This is a genomic window from Mycobacterium europaeum (assembly GCF_002102155.1).
Lineage (GTDB): Bacteria > Actinomycetota > Actinomycetes > Mycobacteriales > Mycobacteriaceae > Mycobacterium > Mycobacterium europaeum.
In genome coordinates this window covers 41,576-62,748 of record NZ_LQOU01000010.1, presented here as the reverse complement: position 1 = coordinate 62,748, position 21,173 = coordinate 41,576, and the positions used below count along the sequence as shown (strand labels likewise).

Below are 21,173 nucleotides of genomic sequence, written 5' to 3'. Positions count from 1 at the left end.
AACCCACCTGGCGCGGTGACCAGGAAATTGGAGACCCGATGAGCGACGGAAGCCGCTCTCCGTGGCGCTTCGGCGTCCCGGTGGTGTGCCTGCTGGCCGGGCTGCTGCTGGCCGCCACCCACGGGGTGTCCGGCGGCGCCGAGATCCGCCGCAGTGACGCCCCCCGGCTGGTGGACCTGGTCCGGGGGGCCCAGTCATCGGTGAACCACCTCAACGCCGAGCGCGACGGGCTGTCGGCCGAGATCGATGCCGCGCACGGACGGTCCTCGGATCGCGCGCTGGCGGCCATGCTGCGACGCTCGGCCGAGCTGGCCGCCGAGGCGGGGATGAACCCGGTGCACGGGCCCGGTCTGGTGGTCACCCTGGAGGACGCACCACGGGACGCCAATGGGCGGTTCCCGCGGGATGCGTCCCCCGACGATCTGGTGGTGCACCAGCAAGACATCGAGGCCGTCCTCAATGCGATGTGGAGCACCGGCGCCGAGGCGATCCAGATGCAGGACCAGCGCATCATCGCCACTTCGGTGCCGCGCTGCGTCGGCAACACGCTGCTGCTCAACGGCCGCACCTACAGCCCGCCCTACACGATCACCGCGATCGGCAACGCGGCTGCCATGCAAGCAGCCCTGGCCGCCGCGCCCCTGGTCGTGCTGTACCGCCAGTACGTGGTCCGGTTCGGTCTCGGCTACCGCGAAGAGGTCAAGTCCGACGTGCAGGTTGTCGGCCACACCGAGCCGGACCGGCTGCATTTCGCGCAACCCATGGGAACCATCGGCTACTGACTTCCCGCGGACGGTAACCTGGCACGGTGCGGATCCTGGTCGTCGACAACTACGACAGCTTCGTGTTCAACCTGGTGCAGTATCTGGGCCAGCTGGGCGTCGGGGCCGAGGTGTGGCGCAACGACGATCCCAGGCTCGCCGACGAGTCGGCCGTCGCCAGGGAGTTCGACGGTGTGCTGCTCAGCCCCGGGCCGGGCACGCCGGAACGCGCGGGCGCTTCCATCGCCCTGGTGGGGGCATGCGCCACCGAGCGCACCCCGCTGCTCGGGGTCTGCCTCGGGCACCAGGCCATCGGTGTCGCCTTCGGGGCGACCGTAGACCGCGCGCCCGAGCTGCTGCACGGCAAGACCAGCAGCGTGTTCCACACCAATACCGGTGTGCTGCAAGGGCTTCCGGATCCTTTCACGGCGACCCGGTACCACTCGCTGACCATACTGCCCGAGTCACTGCCCGCAGTGCTCGAAGTGACCGCCCGCACGCGCGGCGGCGTAATCATGGGCGTGCGGCACCGCGAGTTGCCGATTCACGGTGTCCAGTTCCACCCGGAGTCGATCCTGACCGAGGGCGGGCACCGAATGCTGGCGAACTGGCTGGCCTACTGCGGGTGGGCCCGCAACGACACGTTGGTCCGCCGGCTCGAGAACGAGGTCCGGGCCGCGGTGCAGCCCTACTTCCCGGCCGACCCCGCTACTGGCCGAACTTCAGCGTGATGATCCCGTCCCGGTTGCAACCGGCGCCGGCCGGCGGGTTCTGATAGACCACCCGGTGCGACTGGGAGCCACCCGCGTCCACGTCGGGGCCCTTGTCCAGCACCCCGGTCCAGCCCAGCGCCCTTAACCGCGGCTCGGCGTCCGTCCAGAACATTCCGCTCAGGTCGGGCATCACGAACTGGTTGCCCTTGGACACCTGCAACTCGATCACCGAATCCACCGGAACCATCTGGCCCTTGGGCGGATTGGTGCCGATGACCTCGCCGGCCGGCCGCGGGCTGTCCACCTGCGCCTGGGTGATCTTGGTGAAGCCGTAGACCGTGAGGTTCTTCTGCGCGACGTCGACGGTCTGGCCCGCGACGTCGGGCACCTGTTTGGTCTCCGGGCCGGAGCCGACGATGACGGTGATCACGTTGGTGATCGCCGACGTCTGGTTGGCCGGCGGATTGGTGCCGATCACCTTGCCGAGCAGCTCGGGGCTCGACGGCGAATTCGCCTGCTTGAACTTGCTGAACCCCGCCGCTTTGAGCTTGCTGACCGCGTCGGAGTAGCTCAGCGAGGAGACATCGGGCACCTCGCGCTGTTCGGGACCCGTCGACACGTTGATGGTGATCTCGTCGCCCGCGCTCACCGACGCGTTGGCGCCCGGATCGGTGCTGATGACGTGGTCGGGCGGGATCGTCGAGTCGGGCTTCTGCAGGGTGCGCGTCTTGAAGCCGCGATTCTGCAGGGCCGCAATGGCATCGGCGGACACCTGGCCCCGCATGTCGGGCACCTGGACGTCGCGGGTGGTGCCGCCGAAGGTGTTGAAGGCGATAACGACGACGATCGTCAGCACCGCCAGTGCCGCGACCGCGACGATCCAGCGACCGACCGACCCGCCGTTGCTGTCCTCGATGCGGCGGAGGGGCTGCCGCGGCAGCGGATCGGTGCGGGGGCCGGGGTGATTTCCGCCGCTGGCGAGCAGCGATGTGCGGTCCGCGTCGGTGAGCACCTTGGGCGCTTCGGGGGTTTCGCCGTTGTGCACCCGCACCAGATCGGTACGCATCTCGGCGGCCGTCTGATAACGGTTGTCCGGGTTCTTGGCCAGCGCCTTGAGCACGACGGCGTCCAGGTCGGCGGAGATGCCCTCGTGCCGCTGCGACGGTGGAATCGGGTCCTCGCGCACGTGCTGGTATGCGACCGCGACCGGGGAATCGCCGGTGAAAGGCGGCTCGCCCGTGAGGATTTCGTAGAGGACACAACCCAGCGAATAGACGTCGGACCGGGCGTCGACGGTGTCGCCCCGCGCCTGCTCGGGCGACAGGTACTGGGCCGTCCCGATCACCGCCGCGGTCTGCGTGACGCTGTTGCCGCTGTCGGCGATCGCGCGGGCGATGCCGAAGTCCATCACCTTGACCGCATTGGTGTTGCTGATCATGATGTTCGCCGGCTTGACGTCGCGGTGGATGATGCCGTTCTGGTGACTGAAATTCAGCGCCTGGCAGGCGTCGGCGATGATCTCGATGGCCCGCCGCGGCGGCAGCGGCCCGTCGGTGTGCACGATGTCGCGCAGCGTGACGCCGTCGACGTACTCCATGACGATGTAGGGCAGCGGACCCGTCGGCGTCTCGGCCTCGCCCGTGTCGTACACCGCCACGATCGAGGGGTGATTGAGCGCGGCCGCGTTTTGCGCCTCGCGGCGAAACCGCAGATAGAAGCTGGGGTCGCGGGCCAGGTCGGCGCGCAGCACTTTCACCGCGACATCGCGGTGGAGCCGGACGTCGCGGGCCAGGTGAACCTCGGACATACCCCCGAATCCGAGGATTTCGCCCAGTTCATAGCGGTCAGACAGGTGCTGAGGGGTGGTCATCGTGGTATCTCGTGTCGGGCCGGTGAGACGCTGGGCGTCAGTCGTTCACCCCACCCGTGCTCGGCCGGCCCTCGTTGGAGTCCAGAATTACCTATCGCCGCGCGATCCGTCCAATTAAGCCGCAGCGCGGGGCCGGGCGCGGAACCGCTCGGCGTCTTGCTGGCCGGGGGCGGCGGCGGACCCCCGGTGTCGGTGACCGTCGGGGCTGGCGATTGCTGCTGGGTGTCGGCGCGGGAATTGATGACGATGAGCACCGCGATGATGATCGCCAGCGCTCCCAGCACCCCGGCGGCCCACAGCAGCGCGCGCTGACCCGACGAGAAGCTGCGCCGCGCCGGGGGCGGGCGGTGACCGCCGGTGGCCGGCCGGGATCGGCGCGGGGCGGCGGCCGCCCGTGTGCTGGTGACGGCGGCCGCCCTGGTCGTCGGGCTGGACGGGATCGCCGCCGGCGACGCCCGTCCAGGGGGCGGCGACTGGCTGGGCCGCGGCGGGCGGCGGCCGGCCCGTACCGCAGCCACGGCGTCGGCGAAGGGGCCGCCGCTGCGGTAGCGCATCGCGGGGTTCTTGACCAGCGTGATCTCGATGAGCTCCCGCACGTTGGGCGGCAGCTCGGCGGGCAGCGGGGGCGGCGGCTCCTTGATGTGCTTCATGGCCACCGTAAGGGCGCCGTCACCGGTGAACGGCCGCTTGCCCGACACCACCTCGTAGCCGACGACACCCAGCGAGTACACGTCGCTGGAGGGGGTCGCGTCGTGGCCGAGGGCCTGTTCGGGGGCGATGTATTGGGCGGTGCCCATGACCATCCCGGTCTGGGTGACCGGCGCGGCGTCGACGGCCTTTGCGATACCGAAGTCGGTGATCTTGACCTGGCCCGTCGGGGTGATCAGGATGTTGCCCGGTTTGACGTCGCGGTGCACCAAGCCCGCGGCATGCGCGACCTGCAGGGCCCGGCCGGTCTGCTCGAGCATGTCGAGCGCGTGCCGCAACGACAGCCGGCCCGTGCGCTTGAGCACCGAGTTCAGCGGCTCGCCGTTGACCAGCTCCATCACCAGGTAGGCGGTCCGGCCCTCCCCGTCCAGCTGGCTCTCGCCGTAGTCGTGGACCTGGGCGATGCCGGGGTGGTTCAGCATGGCGGTGGTGCGCGCCTCGGCGCGGAACCGCTCGATGAATTCCGGGTCCTGGGAGAACTCCTGCTTGAGCACCTTGACCGCGACGCGCCGACCCAACCGGCTGTCCACGGCCTCCCAGACTTGGCCCATGCCACCGGTGGCGATCAGGCGCTGCAGGCGGTATCTGCCAGACAGCGTCACACCGACTCGCGGGCTCATGGTCCTCCCTGTAGCGCGGCTTGGATCACAGCCCGTCCGATCGGCGCGGCAAGTGCACCTCCCGTCGCGGACAGGCGGTCGCCGCCATTCTCCACCAACACTGCCACGGCGACTTTGGGCGTCTGCGCGGGCGCGAAGGCGATGTACCACGCGTGCGGCGGCGTATTTCGCGGATCGGTGCCGTGCTCTGCGGTACCGGTCTTGGATGCGATCTGCACGCCGGGAATGGCCCCTTTCTGCTGCGCGACCTTCTCGGCGCCGACCATCAGCTCTGTTAGCTTAGCGGCGACCTGGGGAGACACCGCGCGGCGCTGCTGATAGGGAATGGTGGTGCTGATGCTGGCCAGGTCGGGGCCCTTGAGGCTGTCGATCAGGTAGGGCTGCATCGTGATGCCGTCGTTCGCGATGGTCGCGGCGATCTGAGCGTTCTCCAGCGGTGTCAGCGCGACGTCCTTCTGGCCGATGCTGGACATGCCCAGCGCGGCGGCGTCCGGGATGATCCCCACCGTCGACTCCGCGACCTGCAGCGGGATGACGCTCGGGGTGCTGTCCAGGCCGAACGAGTGCGCCATACTGCGCAGCGCATCGGACCCGGTGTGGATGCCGAGCTGGACGAACGCGGTGTTGCACGACAGGGCGAACGCCTGCTTGAGCGACACCGTGAGCTGGTTGCCGCACGGCTGCCCGCCGTAGTTCTCCAGCGTTGCGGTGCTGTCCGGAAGCTGAATCGACGGCGCCGCGGTCAGCTGCTCGGCATCGGTCGCGCCGGCCTCCAGGGCCGCTGCGGTCGTGACGACCTTGAACGTGGACCCGGGCGGGTAGGTCTCCGAGATGGCGCGGTTGGTCATGGGGTTGGCGGGATCGTCGCGCAGCCGCTGCCACGCCTGCGCCTGGACCTGTGGATCGTGCGACGCGAGCAGGTTGGGGTCATAGGACGGCGATGACACCATGGCCAAGATCTTGCCGGTGGACGGCTCGAGGGCGACGACGGCGCCCTTGCACGGCGGCCCGCCGCAGCCCTGCTGCATCGCGTCCCAGCCGGCCTGCTGGACGCGCGGTCGGATGGTGGTGTCGACGTTGCCGCCGCGGGGGTCGCGACCGGTGAAGAAATCGGCGAGCCGACGCCCGAACAGCCGCTCGTCGGACCCGTTCAGCAGCGGGTCCTCGGCACGCTCCAGACCGGTGCTGGAGTAGCGCAGCGAGTAGAAGCCGGTGATCGGCGCGTAGACCGCGGGGTTGGGGTAGACCCGCAGGAAACGGAAGCGGCTGTCGGTGGCCACCGAGTAGGCCAGGAGTTGGCCGCCCGCCACGATCTGGCCGCGCTGGCGCGAATACTCGTCGAGCAGGACGCGCTGATTGCGCGGGTCCGCGCGCAACGAGTCGGCCGCGAACACCTGCGTCATGGTGGCGTTGATCAGCAGCAGCACGATCAAGGCCATGACCGTGAGCGAGATGCGGCGCAGAGAGGTGTTCATACCTTCTCGATTACCTCGGTCTTGGCCGCCGCGAGCGGGGCGTCCTTGCGCTCCCGGCCGCGCAAGGGGTGCCGCGCGCTGTTGGAGATGCGAGCGATGATCGCCAGCAGTATGTAGTTGGCGAGCAGCGACGATCCGCCGTAGGACATCCACGGTGTGGTCAGCCCGGTCAACGGGATGAGTTGCGTGACACCGCCGACGACGATGAACAACTGGATGGCCAGGGTGGAGGCCAGACCCGCGGCCAGCAGCTTGCCGAAGCTGTCCCGCGTAGCGATCGCGGTGCGCATGCCCCGGATGATGACGATGGTGTAGAGCATCAAGATGCTGGCGAGCCCGACGAGACCGAGTTCTTCACCGAAGGCGGCGATGATGAAGTCGGTCGACGCGGCTGGCACGGTATCGGGCTGGCCGTTGCCGAGTCCGGTGCCGAAGATGCCGCCCGTGGCGAAACTGAACAGCGACTGCACGATCTGGTAGCCGCTGCCGTCGGGGTCGGAGAACGGGTCCCACCACATCTGCACGCGGACCCGCACGTGCGCGAAGATGAAATACGCGATGACGCTGCCCACCGCGAACAGCAGCAGGCCGATCACAACCCAGCTGAATCGTTGTGTCGCAAGGTAAACCACGACCAAGAACGACGCGTAGAGCAGCAGCGAGGTGCCGAGGTCCTTCTCGAAGGCCATCACGCCCACCGAGATCACCCACGCGGCCAGCAGCGGCGCGAGATCGCGCGGGCGCGGCAAGGTCAGGCCCATGAAATGCTTTCCGACGCTGTTGAATAGGCCCCGCTTGGCGATCAAGACGGCGGAGAAGAAGATCAGCAGCAGGATCTTGGAGAACTCGGCGGGCTGAAATGAGAAGCCGGGGAACCGAATCCAGATCTTCGCGCCGTTCTGTTCGGACAGCGACGCCGGCAGCAGGGCGGGAATCACCAGCAGCACCAGGCCGGTGATCCCGCATATGTAGCCATACCGCGCGAGCTGTCGATGGTCTTTGAGAAACGTGACCACGAGCGCGAACGCGACGACCCCGACCACCGTCCACATCATCTGCTGGGTGGCGCTGGGGTGATTGCGGCCGCTCATCTGGTTGTCGACCAGGTCGAGCCGATGGATCATCACCAGCCCAAGCCCGTTGAGCAGCGCCACAATTGGCAACAGCAGCGGGTCGGTATAGGGGGCGAAGCGCCTGATGGCCAGGTGCGCCGAACCGAATACGAGCAGGAACATCAGTCCGTAGGTGACGACATTCCAGCGCACTTCGCGGTCCTGGTTGGCCTCGACGATCAGCAGCGCGGCGACGGTGATGGCTGCGGCGAAGCACAGCAGCAGCAGCTCGGCGTTGCGGCGGGTGGGCAGCGGAGGCGTGACCGCGACGGGCGGCTGCAGTTGTGTGGTCATGCAACCGTCCGGCAGTCAATGCCCGGTTGAAGTGGAGGCGCTGGAAGCGCGGTGACCGTCTGGGAAGTGGTCGTGGGGCCCACCGGCGAAGAGGTCGCGGGGCCGCCTGCGGCGCTCGTGGTGGCCGGGGCGCTGGGGCTGGAGGAAGCGGTGGTCGGCGGAGTGGTTGATGCTGGCGATGCCGCGACACTTGACTCGGGGGTGCCGCTCCCGGGGGCCGGGGACCCCGGCGGCGACGTGGCGCGGGGCGACGGACAGGTCGGCAGCAGGTATTCGGCCAGCAATTGCCGGAGCTGTGACTCGGCCTGGTCCAGGCTGCCGCCGGGCAGCCCGGTCTGCACCTGGACCTGCCCGGGACGGCGCAAGTCCCGCACCGTCATCAGCTGGCAGTTCGAGTGACCGGATTGGCCATAACTGATCAGCGAGAGCTCGTTGCGCGCGCTCAGGCAGCCGACCAGGTAGGGCTCCTGCAGGGGCACACCCAACAACGACCCCTGAATTCCGCGGACGATCGAGACCTTGCCGTCGTATTCGGTGACGTAATAGTTGCGCTCGATCACCCACCACGCGATGGCCAGGCCCGAGAGAACGAACAACACCGCCAACGTCACGACGAAGAACATTCGCCGCCGCGGCCAGCGGGGCCGATTCGGGGTTTCCGGTTGTGGCGCAACGCGTTTGGCGGCTTCCTCGCGGGGCCTGATCGCCGAGGCGCGGCCCGCGGAGGTGTTGGGCAACGTCATCTGGTCGTCGTCACCGGACACCGCGCCGGCGAGGATCGGTTGGGTCTGGCCGTAGTCGTAGTCGACGACGTCGGCGACCACCACGGTCACGTTGTCCGGGCCGCCGCCGCGCAGCGCCAATTCGATGAGGCGGTAGGCGGCCTCGGCCACGTCCGGAATCTGCAGCGCTTCGAGGATCGTCTCGTCGCTGACGGGGTCGCTGAGCCCGTCAGAGCAGAGCAGGTAGCGGTCGCCGGCGCGCGCCTCGCGCATGGTCAGCGTCGGTTCCACCTCGTGACCGGTCAGCGCGCGCATGATCAGCGACCGCTGCGGATGGCTGTGTGCCTCTTCGCGGGTGATACGGCCCTCGTCGACCAGGGTCTGGACGAAGGTGTCGTCCTTGGTGATCTGCGTCAGCTCACCGTCACGCAGCAGATAGCCGCGCGAGTCGCCGATGTGCACCAAGCCGATCCGGTCGCCCGCGAACAGGATCGCGGTGAGCGTGGTGCCCATCCCTTCGAGCTCGGGCTCCGCCTCCACCTGCGCCGCGATGGCCGCATTGCCCGCGCGCACGGCGGCGTCGAGCTGGGCCAGCAGGTCGCCGCCGGGATCGTCGTCGTCGAGGTGGGCCAGTGCGGCGATCACCAGCTGGGACGCGACCTCGCCCGCGGCGTGGCCGCCCATGCCGTCGGCAAGGGCGAGCAGCCGCGCACCGGCGTATACGGAATCTTCGTTGTTGGCACGTACCAGGCCGCGATCGCTGCGCGCGGCGTAACGCAGGACCAGGGTCACGGGCGCAGCTCGATCGCCGTCTTGCCGATCCGAATCGGCGTCCCTATGGGAACTCGTACCGCAGTCGTCACCTTTGCCCTGTCAAGGTAAGTGCCGTTGGTCGATCCTAGATCCTCGACATACCATTCCGAACCGCGCTGGGACAGCCGGGCGTGCCGCGTCGAGGCGTAGTCGTCGGTGAGCACCAGGGTCGAGTCGTCGGCCCGCCCGATCAACACCGGCTGCCCGCTGAGTGTGATGCGCGCCCCGGCCAACGCCCCCTCGGTCACCACCAGATAGCGCGCGGCGTGCCGGCGTTGCCGCGACGGCAGCAGGGTGCTGCGCAACGCCAAACCCCGGCGCACCATGACGGCACCGGTGGGGGCATAGATATCGGTCCGCAAGATCCGCAACACGGACCAGATGAATACCCACAACAACATCAAAAATCCGGCGCGCGTCAGCTGCAGTACGAGTCCCTGCATCTGGCGTCCTTTCCGTCCTGGCGTCATCCCCCTGGCGCCCGTGACCCCGAGCACATCGGCAACGTCACGATACTTGGACGGTGGTCGAGGCGGGGAGAAGCAGGGCAGCGTTGAGCCAGCGGGTCAGTGGATCCGGACGATGATCTCCGAGTGGCCCAGGCGGATCACGTCACCATCGGCCAACTGCCACTCCTGTACGGGCGCGTTGTTCACGGTGGTGCCGTTGGTCGAGTTGAGGTCCGAAAGGAGCGCCACCTGCCCGTCCCACCGGATCTCGAGGTGACGCCGTGACACGCCGGTGTCGGGCAACCGGAATTGGGCGTCTTGTCCGCGCCCCACGATGTTGGAGCCCTCCCGCAGCTGATAGGTGCGGCCGCTGCCGTCGTCGAGCTGCAGGGTGACCGTCGTCCCGGCCGCCCCGTAGCCGCCGTAAGCGCCGTAGCCGCCGGCCTGCTGGCCGTAGTCGGCGGCCTGGCCATAGTCCGCCTGCTGGCCGTACTCGTAGTCGCGCTGCGGAGCCTCGGCGTACCCGCCGCCCTGGCCGGGGTATCCCCCGCCCGGGACGTTCTCGGCGTACTGCGTGTAGTCGCCGGCGTAGTCCTGCCGGCCGTAGCCGCCGCCCTGCGGGTAGCCCTGCTCGTAGCCGCCGGGCTGCTCATAACCGCCGCCCTGCTCGTACCCGCCGCCCTGCTCGTACCCGCCGCCCTGCTCGTACCCGCCGGCGCCCTGCTCGGGGTAGGCCGGCCGCTGCTCGGGCGGCGCGTAGCCACCCTCCTCCGGGCGCGCCGGTCCGCGGCCGTATTCGCCGTACCCGCCGTAGCCCTGCGGGCCACCGCCGGGCTGACCGCCGGCGGGTGGCCCGTACCCGCCGCCCTGGCGGTAACCCTGGTCGTAGCCTTGGCCCCCGTACCCGCCGGGGGCGGGAGGGCGCTGCTCGTATTGCGGCGCGTAACCGCTTTGGCCCTGCTCGGGGTATCCCCCGCCTTGGCCCTGATAGCCGCGCTGCTCGGGGTATCCCCCCGGGCCTTGGTACCCGCGCTGGTCGGGGTAGCCGCCCGGGGCTTGATAGCCGCCCTGTTCCGGGTAGCCGCCTTGGCCCTGCTCGGGGTAGCCGCCTTGGCCCTGCTCGGGCTGCCGCGGTGGGGGGTAGCCCTGCTGCGGCGGGTAGCCGCTCTGCTCGGGCGGCGGATACCCACCGCGCGGGTCAGGTCCCCCCTGCGGTTCTGCGCTACCCTCTTGCGGACGCCCGTAGCGGTCGTCGTAATACTCGTCGCTGGGCCGCCCCGGCCCCTGAGCCCCGCGGTAGCTCGAATCGTCAGTCATTGGTGCTACTCCTCGTTCTGCGCCGAACGCATTACTTGATTGTGGCCGGACGGGCTCATTGCCTGTCGGGCGGGGCTGCACATCGGGGTTGACAGCACCACGGGCGCGGTACTGGCCGGTACGCAGGTTCGACGACTGCTCGAACCGGACGACCACATCACCATACGTTTGCCACTCCTGTTCACGGATGTAGTCGGCCAAGTACCTAGCGAAAGCGCCCGACGTGAGATCGGGGTCGGCGCCCACCTTCTCGAAGTCGTGCCTTCCGAGGGTAATGATGTATTCGTTGGGGGCCAAAAACCGATTTCCGTGCAGTCGCTGGACGCCGTCGCGGGCCTCGCGGCGCAGCAGGGCCTCCACCTCCTGCGGGACGATCGATCCGCCGAAGACTCGGGCGAACGCATTGTCGACGGTCGCCTCGAGCTTGCGCTCGATGCGCGCCGCGAGCCCCCGTTGGCTACTCATGCCCCGGCGTTCGTCCGCACCTGCCGACGCGTATCGCCACCGGGCGGCAAACGATGCGCGGGATGACGTCTCACTCCAGCATGGTATCGGGAGCGCATGGCGTCGCGGCACCGTCGAAACTCTGAGAACTGCGTCCGCCCTGATCAGAGGCGTTGCCCCGCAGCGCCGCCCGGCTTCCGGGCCCGACCAGGCAGTTGGGGAATGCGGCTATTAGAGTGGTATGGTCCATCGGTTGTTTTTGCGGGCGAGTGGCGGAATGGCAGACGCGCTGGCTTCAGGTGCCAGTGTCCTTCGGGACGTGGGGGTTCAAGTCCCCCTTCGCCCACATTTGAATATTGGCGTCACCAGGGCGCCGTTCGTCGGCCTGCTGTGTCAGGCCATCTTGATCTGACGGCGGCGCGGCGACACACATCCATGTGAATTGACGCCCGCGTTCGCGCCGCTAGCGTCATTGCCAGCTCAGGAGGGGTGGCAATGTTCGTCGCGGTGGGACGCCCGGGTGCGGTGTTGTGGGCCTGCCCTACATAGACATTGATGCGCTGATCGCTGAGGCCGGTGGCGACCCCTGGGCGATCAACCGCAGTCTGCAGGCCGGTGAGCCGTTGCACATCTCCCGTCTGGCCGAGGCTTTCCGGGAAGCCGGGCGCTGCACGGCGGAGGCCGACCACGCGTTCGAGCAAGCGCGCAGCCGCTTCGACGCGGCCTGGAACCATCAGAGTGGCGACCACCCCATCAACGACTCGGCAGAAGTGCAACGGGTGGCGAAGTCTCTGGGCGTTGAGTCCCTTCGGTTACCCAAGATCGGTGTCGACCTGGAGAACATCGCAGCCGCCTTGGCCGAAGCGCAACGCACCGCCGCCAGCCAGATCGCCAACCTGGACTCCCAACTGGCGGAGATTTCCGGCTTGATCCGCCAGGCCGTCGCCATGCTGCAAGACAAGAGCCTCAGCGCGGCGGACGTCGACGCACTCCATGGGCTCATCAACACCTGTGAAAGCGATGCCCTGCGGGACACCAAAGCCGCTTTGGCCCAACTGCATTCGATACGCGACGGCTACGCCGGCTGTCTGCAGAAATCGCTGGACAGTTTGCATACCGACGGCTACGACGGCGCCCCGCTACACGGGATCGACAGCGACGGCGTCGCACCGCCATCCGATGACCAGCAGAAAGCGCTGGCCAACATCCGGCGGATCACCGACCAGGCTGTGGTGGATCAAATGGGCAAAGTGCGCGCCGCACAGGCGGCTCTGGATAAAGCCATCGCGGACCTTTATGCCCACGGGCCCGGATCACCGGAGGGCGAGGCGGCCAGCGCCAGGCTGCCCAAGCTCAAGGCAGACCTCGCGAAGGCGCTCGACGACCTCGGAAAGATCCCCAACTACAACAACATCGACCCCGCGTCGGTGAGTACCACTCCCGACGGCCATTTCACCTTCACCTACAGGGTCGACGGGCAGCCCGTCCAGGTCTTCGGGCAGCTGAAGGACGGTACGGGCGAATTCTTTGATCAGGCCACCGGCACGTCCTACACCTTCAACAGCGGCAAGTTGACCGGCATGCGAACGCCGGATCCCGGGAAGGTGGAAGCCACGCCGGAACCGTTGTGGAGTGCGATTACGACGGCAGTGGGCGGCTACGGACTCAAAGCAGGCGGCGAGGTGGCCTGGCAAGGGCTGAAGACGCTGTTCAGTCGCGAAGCGCTGCAGGGTCTTTCGGCAGACAACGTCCTCCCCCGCGCGCTGAGCGCGGCCGAGATGCGTGCGGCGACAGCCGAAGCCGACCTGTCCCCGCATGGCTCACCACTTCCGGACGTCAGCGGACAACCCGTGCCCGGCGCCCACCCCGGCCCTCCGCCCGTCGTCGAGCACGCGCCGCACGGGCCCACAGGCGGTGGAGAGATTCCCCCCGAACATGTCCCCGCGGGCCCGCATATGCCTGTGGCGCCGGACGGCCATCCGCCGCCGGTACCGCCGGGTTCACCACCGCCGCCGCCCCTGCCCCCTGAGCACGAGTTGTTCCATGGGTACCGCCCGGTCGACCCGGGTCCGGAGTTCACCAATCCGGACGGCAGCCTGATTTATCCAGATGACACGCTGTCGACGAAACCGTACGCGGTTCCGGGAACGATAATTCCCGACGCAGACTTGCCGCGAGGCGCTGTGTTGAGCCGGTTCGGCTACCCGGGCGGCGGCTACCTTGCTCCCGATGGAACACCCTTCGCGCAGGTAGCACTTCCGCCAGAGAGCGCCCTCAAACCATACTTTCAATACGTAGTCCAGGACCCAACGGCCCTGCCACCAGGCTGGCATATTGAGCAATCACAAGTAGCGTCTTGGTTTCATCAACCCGGCGGCGGTCAACAATACCGAATCATAGACGAGTTCGGGAATACTGGCACGGTTGAAGAATTGGTCAGATCGGGATTTCTTAGAAGGATTGGGTAATGGAAGATTTTTCTCGTTTATCAACCAACTGGTATCGCTGGGCGCCTGGCATGGGAGGCGGTAATCCATCCGTCTCAACGGATTGTGCGGACTGTGCAATAGTTTTCAGCACCGACGACTATTCCGTCCATCTTCGCCATGAAGGTGGTTGGTGGGTGGTGGATACCGTCAACGACCGCGGGCAGCGGCGCAATGGCGTTGCTCGACTTTCGAATTTCGATATGGCAGAAAAATACCTCATATGGGACTGGGCGACCACTGCACGTTCAGAACTCGCATCGGGGCCCTTGGGAGCCGATCTTGCCAGGCAAGGATATGCGGCCGGGGTGGAAGTATCCAAAGCCGAGACCGGCTACGAGATATGTCTGAACAAAGAATGCGCCGTGCTATCGTCGGTCAACGCCACAATATTCAGTCATCTAATGTCGAAGTCAGTGGATGAGATTGAGCGGATGGTTACCAGCGGGATCTAGCGTCGACAGCCGCCACCGGCTAATCCAAGGCAAGGGCATAGCCTGATCGGCTTGCAGGCCGCTAGCCGACCATTCATCCGGTTACGACCGCAACCACCGGTGCACCTCCGGCGTCACGGCGTCGGTGATGTCGTCGTATTCGGGGTGCTTCCTCAGCACGGTGTCGATCATCGAGCACACCGGCACGATGCGCTTGCCTTCGCGGCGGGCCTCGTCGAGGGCCTGCTCGACGAGGATGGTTGCCAGCCCGCGGCCGCCGTAAGCCGGATCGACTTCGGTGTGATGGAAGATCCGCTGGTCGCCACGGTCGACGAAGTCGGCGAGACCGACCCGCTTGCCTTCCACGGCGATGGTGTAGCGGCCGTCCTGCAGGCTGATGGTCGTTTCGGCCCCAGTTTTGTCGGCGGTCATGTGTCTCTCTTTCTGTGCGGTAGGGGTCGGGGCCGCAGCCGGGTGGTCGGCAGTGGCGGGGCGGGCAGCCGGGCGAGCGAACCGCGGTAACCGCGGACGACGCCGAAGCGTTCGTCGCCGTCCTCCCACAGTTGGCGGTACCCGACGATGTCCTCGTGGCTTCGTCCCACGAAGTTCCACCACATCACCAGCTCCTCGCTGAACGGTGTCCCACCCAGTAGCAGTACCCGCGCCGGTCCCTCCCCCACGTTCTGCAAGCGCAGCGCTGATCGGCCAGGGCCCAGGTAGGCCAGCTCGGCGGCCGTCAGAGCGGTCTCCTCCGCCCGGACCAAGCCCGCATCGCCGAGCACTCCATGCTCGAATGTCGGGTCGATGTCGAGATCCAGCCCGGCTCCGACGTTGAGATCGATTTGGGCGCCGAGCAGCGCGGTGAAGCTGTGCACGGGGGAACGGCTGCCGGCCAGCTCGCCGAGGAACACCCGCACCGTCGCGCGCGGGAGCGCGACCGGCTCCGGAGCGTAATGCGTGAAGCCGCGGCCCGTGTCGCGGTCCGCTCCGGGCAGGGCCACCCACAGCTGCACACCGTGCAAGGGGGTCGGCGACTCAACCGACACTTCGGAGTGACAGATACCGGCGCCCGCGGTCATCAGGTTCAGCTCGCCGGGCCGTATCACCGCGTGCACGCCGGCGCTGTCGTTGTGCTGCACTTCCCCACCGAACAACCAACTCACCGTCTGTAGTCCGGTGTGCGGATGCGGCGGGACGTCCACGCGCGTCGACGCCGGCCCGTAGTGGTCGATGAAGCACCACGCCCCGATCAGCGAGCGCTGGCGTTGCGGAAGCGTGCGACGCACTCGCATGGCGCGGGGCCCGCCTAACGGAACCTCTCGGGGACGCAGCATTTCGGCGCCCGCGCTCGGCGACGCCGCGCAGGCGACTTCGACCGGTGCCGGCTCGAGGTTGCTCATCGTCACCCGACGGTACCCAGCCGCCGCTACTTGCGGGGCGGGCGGAGCACCTTCATGGCCAGCCGCATGACGGGCTCGGGCACTCGGTCCTGCATCGACAGCGCGGCGTCGGCGGCGCGGGATCGCAGCGGGGCGCCGCGGCCGAACACCCGGTTCAGCGGTCCGCCTGACGGCTCGAGCACGACATGCAGTGGCGGCGTCCCGACGGTCGCTCCCAGCGCGTTGGCGATCACCATCCGCTGGATTTCACTGGTGCCCTCAAAGATGGTGTACAGCTTGGCATCCCGATACCACTTCTCCACCGGGTGATCGGTGATGTAACCCCACCCGCCCATGGTTTGAATGGCGCGTTCGGTGGCCTTCACGGCCACCTCGCTGGCGGCCATCTTCGACATCGAGCCTTCTCCGCGTTCGAAGGGAACGTTGTTGGCGGCCATCCACGAGGCTCGCCACGTCAACAGGCGGGCGGCGTCGATCTGGGTGGCCAGCTCCGCCAGCGGGAAGGCGATGCCCTGGTTGTCGATGATCGGACCGCCGAAGGCCTCACGCTCGGTGGCGTACGCCGTCGCGTACTCGAGCGCGGCGCGCGCGATTCCGATGGCCTGCGCGGCGACCATGGGCCGGGTCTGCTCGAACGTGCCCAAGGTCGCCGACCCCGAACGCTTCCCGCCCGCCACGACCTCGCGCGCTTTGGCGAGCTTGTGCTCCAGCTTGTCCTGTCCGCCAAGCAGATTCGCGGCCGGCACCCGGACGCCCTCGAACAGCAACTCGGCGGTGTGGGAGGCGCGGCAGCCCAGCTTGTCCAGCTTGCGCACCAGCTTCAGCCCGGGTGTGCCACCGGGCACCACGAACAGCGCCTGACCGCGGTGACCGAGTTCCTCGTCGACGACCGCGTTGACCACGTGCACGTTGGCGATGCCGCCGTTGCCGATCCACATCTTGTGACCGTCGATGATCCAGTCGTCACCGTCGCGGCGCGCGCGGGTGCGCAGGTTGCGTACATCACTGCCGCCTTCCGGTTCGGAGATGGCCAGCGCGGCGAGCTTGAGATCGCCTGGCGTACCGAAGCATTCGGGCGCCCACTCCAGCGTCTGCTCGGGAGACGCGGCCTGCCCGATCGCCGACAGCGCCAGCGCGGGCATCACGATCGCCAAGCCGATCCCGGCGCAGCCCCAAAACATCTCCTCCATGAACATCGGCAGGGAAAGGCCGGTCCGATCGCCGATCAGGTCGCGGTAGAACAGGGGGCTGTAGAAGCCGCGCTGGGCCGCCTCCTCCAACACCGGCCACGGGAACTCCTGGCGTTGGTCGTAGTGGAGCGCCACGGGGCGGATCACTTCTTCGGCGAACTCGTGGGTTCGTCGGGCCAGGTCGTGCTGCGCTGCGGTCGGGGTCAGGTCGAACGTCATGGATCCCGCCTTTGGGTCGGCAGACTCGGTCGTGCCGCCCGTCTACCCCGTCGACCCGGCCAGCAAACTGCCTCTACGCGCGATGGAGCGTCAGGCGGCCGAGCGCGGCCCCACTTGCGCGAGGGGCAGATGCAGCACCACCGCGGGCACTGGAACGACGTCATGTTCGTGGTTGGCGAGCAGGGCCGCATTCTCGGGCAGCTGGCGCGAGTTGATCTCGCCGGACGCGATGCGCCGCAGCACCTCGTGGGCCCGCGCGAGCTGTTCGCGCTTGCGGTATTGGCCCCCGGGCAGCTTGACGCCCGCCCACACGCCGTACTCCTCGCGGTGCGCGATGGCGTGCTGAGCGCACTGGCGCTGCTGCGCCAGCGGGCAGCGGCGTAGGCACTGGATCCGCGCCTCGACGGACGACCGCTCGTACGCACGGGCCTTCGCGGCGCCGTCACCACCGTCGTCGTCGGGGTAGCCGAACCAAAGTTCCGGGTTGGCAGCGCAGGGGTGTCCCATGTCGGTCTCCTTGTCGAGCGTGAAACGTAGGCAAAAGCGTATACAGATGCGACCGCCCAGCGCAAGAGAAACGTGACAAAAACGTATATCCGCAGCGATACGACCCCAGCTGTGTAATATCCGGCCTATGGCCGGAGCGTGCGGTGAGCCGTGAATCGGCCGGCGCGGCGATCCGCGCCCTCCGCGAGTCACGCGACTGGTCGTTGGCCGACCTCGCCGCCGCAACCGGCGTCAGCATCATGGGCCTGAGCTTCCTCGAGCGAGGAGCCCGCAAGCCCCACAAAAGCACAGTTCAGAAGGTCGAGAACGGGCTCGGGCTGCCGCCCGGCACCTACTCACGTCTGCTGGTGGCGGCCGATCCGGAGGCGGAACTGGCCCGGCTGATGGCCGCCCAGCCGCCCGCCCCGATGCCCGCCAGACGCACCGGGCCAGTGGTCGTGGACCGTCACAGCGACACGGAAGTGCTGGAAGGCTATGCCGAAGCTCAGCTCGAAGCCCTCAAATCCGTCATCGATCGCTTGCCGGCGACAACATCAAACGAATATGAGACGTATATTCTGTCTGTGATCGCTCAGTGCGTGAAGGCAGAGATGCTCGCCGCCGGTTCCTGGCGGGTCGCGGTGAATGCCGGCGCGGACTCCACCGACCGCCTCATGGAACACCTCCGGGCCCTCGAGGCGACTCGAACCGCCCTGCTCAAGCGGATGCCGACCAGCTTGAGCGCGCGCTTCGACCGGGCGTGCACGCGGTCGTCGCTGCCGGAGACGATCATCGCCGCGCTGGTCGGTGTCGACGTCGGGGAAATCTGGGACATTCGCAACCGGGGGGTCATTCCACCCGGAGCGCTCCCCCGCGTCCGCGCCTTCACCGCCGCCGTCGAATCGGAAGGCGAGCAAGGCGAGGAGGCGCAGTGACTGCCAGCGAACTCGAGGTGTTGAGCCGCGCTCACGACATGTTCGCCGGTGGCGCGCGGCCCCCGTCACTGGACGCGGGCACGGGGCACTACCGCAAGCTGTTGCGGGCAGCGGGCGGGCTGAACGACACGGTGGCGCGCGGCGGCTACCGGCTCGCCGTGGAGCACAGCCGGCACCGGTTGGCGGCGGCGGCCGCCACCGATACCGCCGCAGCGAACATCATCGCCGGCGCTTTGCGGGATCAGGCCCAGGCGCGTGATCTGACTCGAGGGGTCCTCGACGAAGCCCGGGCCGACGCCGCCGTCCCGCTGACGCCGTTGGCCCAGCGGGAGGCCATGCGGCGCCGCGCGGCGCGACTGCGGACCCAACGCTTACACGTCATGTCGGCCCGGCTTCGGGCGCGACGACACCTTGCGGAACTGCGTGCGCTGCGCTACCAACTGCTGCGCCAGCGCGCCGCGGGATCGGGGTTGACCGGGCGCGCGGCGATCGCGGTCCGCGCCGCGCTGTCGCGCCTTGGCCGACCCTACGTCTGGGGCGCGACGGGCCCCGACCAGTTCGATTGTTCGGGGCTCGTGCAGTGGAGCTACGCGCAAGCGGGAATTCACTTGGACCGCACCACGTATCAGCAGATCAACGACGGGATCCCGGTGCCGCGGTCGCAAGTGCGCCCCGGTGATCTCGTCTTCCCGCACGCGGGACACGTCCAGCTGGCCATCGGCAACAACCTGGTGGTCGAAGCACCTTATCCGGGAGCCTCGGTCCGGATCAGCCGGCTGGGCGCCAACGTCGTTATTCGCCGACCGCTATGACGAACAGGGTGAACCGATGACGGAACAAGCCGGACCCTCGGTAGCCGCCATGCAGGCGCGGCAATCAGACCTGGCCGGCCAGCACGGCACGGCCGTCGACGCCGACCGCGTGCTGGCCGAGGTGCTCGCCAGCGCGCATGCCGCCACGCGCGAGGGCGCCAGGCGACTGGATGCCATCGCCGAGCAGATCGACCATGCCACCGTGCATCAAGGGCGCCTTGCCCTGGACACACCCATGGGCGCACGGGAATTTCAGCGGTTCCTGCTGGACAAGCAGCGCGAGATCACGGCGGTCATCGAGGAGGCGCGGGAACTCAGTCGCGCGAAAAAGGCTGTACTGGAAGGTCTTCGGGACCAGTACAGCCCGGCCAATGGCTAGCAAGGCGGCCTCGCCGTGTCATCCACAATCGCCGGGTGCAGTGAATTGTCGGCAGGACGGTGCCTGGGTACTGTCGCCGGGCATGGAGGGGCCGCGACGCATCCCGCAAAGATGTGCGGTGACCGCAGCGCCGGTCGTGTAGCTGATGTCGGCGTACGAAGAGCTGCTTGCCGCGGTGAAATATGCCCGCGACCGCACCGGTGACCCGAACGCGTGGCAGGCGGGCCTGTCGCGCAGTGAGCTGGCCGCCGTGATCACCCCGACGACCCGGCCCGAGCAGCTCCAGACGATCGTGGGCAAGATCCGTCAACATGCCGCCGCGCCCGAGGGAGAGAGGGGCGAGGCGGCGGAAGCCATCGCACGCGCCGAAGCCGCACTGTCGCACCAGAATTCGGCTAGTTCACAGCTGGACATGCAAGTGATCACGGCCATCTTGAACGCCCACCTCAACGCCGTCGACGGCGGACAGGCACTGGCGAAGTTGCAGCAGGACACCGAAGCCGCGGTGCGAACACGCTCGGATCTGGACACTCCCGCCGGGGCACGGGATTTTCAGCGCTTTCTGATCGGCAAGCTTCGTGACATTCGCGCGGTGGTGCTCAACGCGAGACTCGATGACACGTCGAAATCGGCGCTGATGGCGGCGTGGACGTCGCTCTACGACGCGTCCAAGAGTCAAACGAGCAATCCCGACGAACACCCGCCGGCCGGGGAGCCCGGCGCCGATGCCGCCGCCGCTCCGGCTACGGGGGATTCTGACTGGGATCCGCTGCTGGATTCGTTGTTGGCCGACGACCCGGGCCTGGCGACCGATGATCTGTCGGGAACGGTTGCGCCGGAGGGCGCGACGGCTCCCCTGGCGCCCTTGGCGCCCGTGCCGCCGACGATGCCCAGCCTCACGCCGGGGCTGCCGAGTTTGGGTACACCGCCGGGCGGGTTTTCGATTCCCGGGCTGCAGGGTGACGACAGAACCGATCCCACTCTGCAGGGCCTCGACGACGAAGGCCTGCTGGACCCGACGGACCCGGGCGATGCGAAGGCGGACCCTTCGTCAGACGAACCGGGCGACCAGGATGAGGACTCCGCCCAGGACGCGTCGGCTGCGGGGGGTGATGCCCCCCCGGCCGGTCCCACCACTGTGACGTTGCCCGACGGCGAGACGGTGACGGCCGCCAGCCCCCAGTTGGCAGCTGCGATCAAGGCCGCGGTCGGTGGAGTGGCGATACCAGATGCCTTCCAACAGCAAGGAATAACAATTCCACCGCCAGGCACCGCGGTCGCCGAACCGGTCGACGCTGCGCGCGTGGTTCCGGCGGACATCGGAATGTTCGTCGACCGGCACGCGCTTGCGCTCGGGCCGGGCAAGGCCCTTCTCGATGGCCAAATCCAAGACATCGCCACCGTGAGCGGGCCAAGCTTTCTAGGCTGGGAGCATCCGCCGGTGACGGCCGCGACCGCACCGGCGAAGCCCGACACACCGACACCCACGCGGCCGGCGAGTTCGCCGACCATCTGACAATAGTGATCCCGCCGG

The 21,173-nt window shown here is 68.0% G+C and carries 19 protein-coding genes and 1 tRNA gene; 9 read left to right on the top strand and 11 right to left on the bottom strand.

Annotation, left to right across the window (positions count from 1 at the left end; translation table 11 throughout):
- Nucleotides 1–38: 38 nt before the first annotated feature.
- On the top strand, nt 39–782 hold the full coding sequence (locus tag AWC03_RS04360; RefSeq protein WP_085239296.1) for a DUF881 domain-containing protein: 744 nt from the start codon (nt 39–41) through the stop codon (nt 780–782).
- A 26-nt stretch (nt 783–808) separates the two neighbouring features.
- Nucleotides 809–1,492 (top strand): aminodeoxychorismate/anthranilate synthase component II, encoded by a 684-nt coding sequence (locus tag AWC03_RS04355; protein WP_085239295.1) that lies wholly within the window; start codon nt 809–811, stop codon nt 1,490–1,492.
- Here the strand turns inward: AWC03_RS04355 and pknB are convergent.
- The 7 genes from pknB to AWC03_RS04320 form a co-directional block, all read right to left on the bottom strand.
- Nucleotides 1,470–3,344: a Stk1 family PASTA domain-containing Ser/Thr kinase gene (gene pknB / locus AWC03_RS04350; RefSeq protein ID WP_085239294.1), complete on the bottom strand. Its 1,875-nt coding sequence runs from the start codon at nt 3,342–3,344 to the stop codon at nt 1,470–1,472. The two genes, AWC03_RS04355 and pknB, sit on opposite strands and share 23 nt — an antisense overlap.
- Nucleotides 3,341–4,672, bottom strand: a complete 1,332-nt coding sequence (locus AWC03_RS04345) for a serine/threonine-protein kinase (protein WP_085239293.1) — start codon at nt 4,670–4,672, stop codon at nt 3,341–3,343. Before AWC03_RS04345 ends, pknB begins: the two co-directional genes overlap by 4 nt.
- The gene (gene pbpA, locus AWC03_RS04340; RefSeq protein ID WP_085239292.1) at nt 4,669–6,147 is read right to left on the bottom strand and encodes a D,D-transpeptidase PbpA; all 1,479 of its coding nucleotides are present in this window, start codon (nt 6,145–6,147) and stop codon (nt 4,669–4,671) included. Before pbpA ends, AWC03_RS04345 begins: the two co-directional genes overlap by 4 nt.
- Entirely contained in the window at nt 6,144–7,553 is a 1,410-nt protein-coding gene (locus AWC03_RS04335) for an FtsW/RodA/SpoVE family cell cycle protein (RefSeq protein ID WP_085239291.1), read from the bottom strand. Before AWC03_RS04335 ends, pbpA begins: the two co-directional genes overlap by 4 nt.
- Nucleotides 7,550–9,067 carry a protein phosphatase 2C domain-containing protein gene (locus AWC03_RS04330; RefSeq protein ID WP_085239290.1) on the bottom strand — a complete coding sequence of 506 codons (1,518 nt, stop codon included), beginning with the start codon at nt 9,065–9,067 and terminating at the stop codon, nt 7,550–7,552. The genes AWC03_RS04335 and AWC03_RS04330 overlap by 4 nt, the downstream gene beginning before the upstream one ends.
- A complete protein-coding gene (locus AWC03_RS04325) occupies nt 9,064–9,531 on the bottom strand; it encodes an FHA domain-containing protein FhaB/FipA (RefSeq protein WP_046183038.1) in 468 nt (155 codons plus the stop codon). Before AWC03_RS04325 ends, AWC03_RS04330 begins: the two co-directional genes overlap by 4 nt.
- A gap of 123 nt (nt 9,532–9,654) precedes the next feature.
- A complete protein-coding gene (locus tag AWC03_RS04320; RefSeq protein ID WP_085239289.1) occupies nt 9,655–11,319 on the bottom strand; it encodes a DUF3662 and FHA domain-containing protein in 1,665 nt (554 codons plus the stop codon).
- Between the two features lie 242 nt (nt 11,320–11,561).
- On the opposite strand from AWC03_RS04320, the gene AWC03_RS04315 reads away from it, so the two are divergent.
- The 3 genes from AWC03_RS04315 (at nt 11,562) to AWC03_RS27760 (ending at nt 14,239) form a co-directional block, all read left to right on the top strand.
- Nucleotides 11,562–11,644: transfer RNA gene (locus tag AWC03_RS04315), tRNA-Leu, on the top strand.
- 184 nt (nt 11,645–11,828) lie between these two features.
- Entirely contained in the window at nt 11,829–13,766 is a 1,938-nt protein-coding gene (locus tag AWC03_RS04310; RefSeq protein WP_085239288.1) for a TNT domain-containing protein, read from the top strand.
- On the top strand, nt 13,766–14,239 hold the full coding sequence (locus tag AWC03_RS27760; protein ID WP_249025822.1) for a hypothetical protein: 474 nt from the start codon (nt 13,766–13,768) through the stop codon (nt 14,237–14,239). The genes AWC03_RS04310 and AWC03_RS27760 overlap by 1 nt, the downstream gene beginning before the upstream one ends.
- Nucleotides 14,240–14,320: 81 nt before the next feature.
- On the opposite strand, the gene AWC03_RS04300 is transcribed toward AWC03_RS27760, so the two are convergent.
- From AWC03_RS04300 to AWC03_RS04285, 4 genes are all read right to left on the bottom strand, one after another.
- Nucleotides 14,321–14,650, bottom strand: coding sequence for a GNAT family N-acetyltransferase (locus AWC03_RS04300; protein WP_085239286.1), 330 nt, complete (start codon nt 14,648–14,650; stop codon nt 14,321–14,323).
- Entirely contained in the window at nt 14,647–15,618 is a 972-nt protein-coding gene (locus tag AWC03_RS04295) for a pirin family protein (protein ID WP_085239504.1), read from the bottom strand. Before AWC03_RS04295 ends, AWC03_RS04300 begins: the two co-directional genes overlap by 4 nt.
- 26 nt (nt 15,619–15,644) lie before the next feature.
- Nucleotides 15,645–17,027 (bottom strand): acyl-CoA dehydrogenase family protein, encoded by a 1,383-nt coding sequence (locus AWC03_RS04290; protein ID WP_085239285.1) that lies wholly within the window; start codon nt 17,025–17,027, stop codon nt 15,645–15,647.
- A gap of 90 nt (nt 17,028–17,117) precedes the next feature.
- Nucleotides 17,118–17,534: a WhiB family transcriptional regulator gene (locus AWC03_RS04285; RefSeq protein WP_085239284.1), complete on the bottom strand. Its 417-nt coding sequence runs from the start codon at nt 17,532–17,534 to the stop codon at nt 17,118–17,120.
- Between the two features lie 143 nt (nt 17,535–17,677).
- Between AWC03_RS04285 and AWC03_RS04280 the strand changes: the two genes are divergently transcribed.
- From AWC03_RS04280 to AWC03_RS04265, 4 genes are all read left to right on the top strand, one after another.
- On the top strand, nt 17,678–18,448 hold the full coding sequence (locus AWC03_RS04280) for a helix-turn-helix domain-containing protein (RefSeq protein ID WP_085239283.1): 771 nt from the start codon (nt 17,678–17,680) through the stop codon (nt 18,446–18,448).
- The gene (locus AWC03_RS04275) at nt 18,445–19,260 is read left to right on the top strand and encodes a C40 family peptidase (protein WP_085239282.1); all 816 of its coding nucleotides are present in this window, start codon (nt 18,445–18,447) and stop codon (nt 19,258–19,260) included. Before AWC03_RS04280 ends, AWC03_RS04275 begins: the two co-directional genes overlap by 4 nt.
- 16 nt (nt 19,261–19,276) lie before the next feature.
- Nucleotides 19,277–19,639 carry a DUF4226 domain-containing protein gene (locus tag AWC03_RS04270; protein ID WP_085239281.1) on the top strand — a complete coding sequence of 121 codons (363 nt, stop codon included), beginning with the start codon at nt 19,277–19,279 and terminating at the stop codon, nt 19,637–19,639.
- 145 nt (nt 19,640–19,784) lie between these two features.
- Nucleotides 19,785–21,155: a DUF4226 domain-containing protein gene (locus tag AWC03_RS04265; RefSeq protein ID WP_085239280.1), complete on the top strand. Its 1,371-nt coding sequence runs from the start codon at nt 19,785–19,787 to the stop codon at nt 21,153–21,155.
- Nucleotides 21,156–21,173 lie beyond the last annotated feature (18 nt).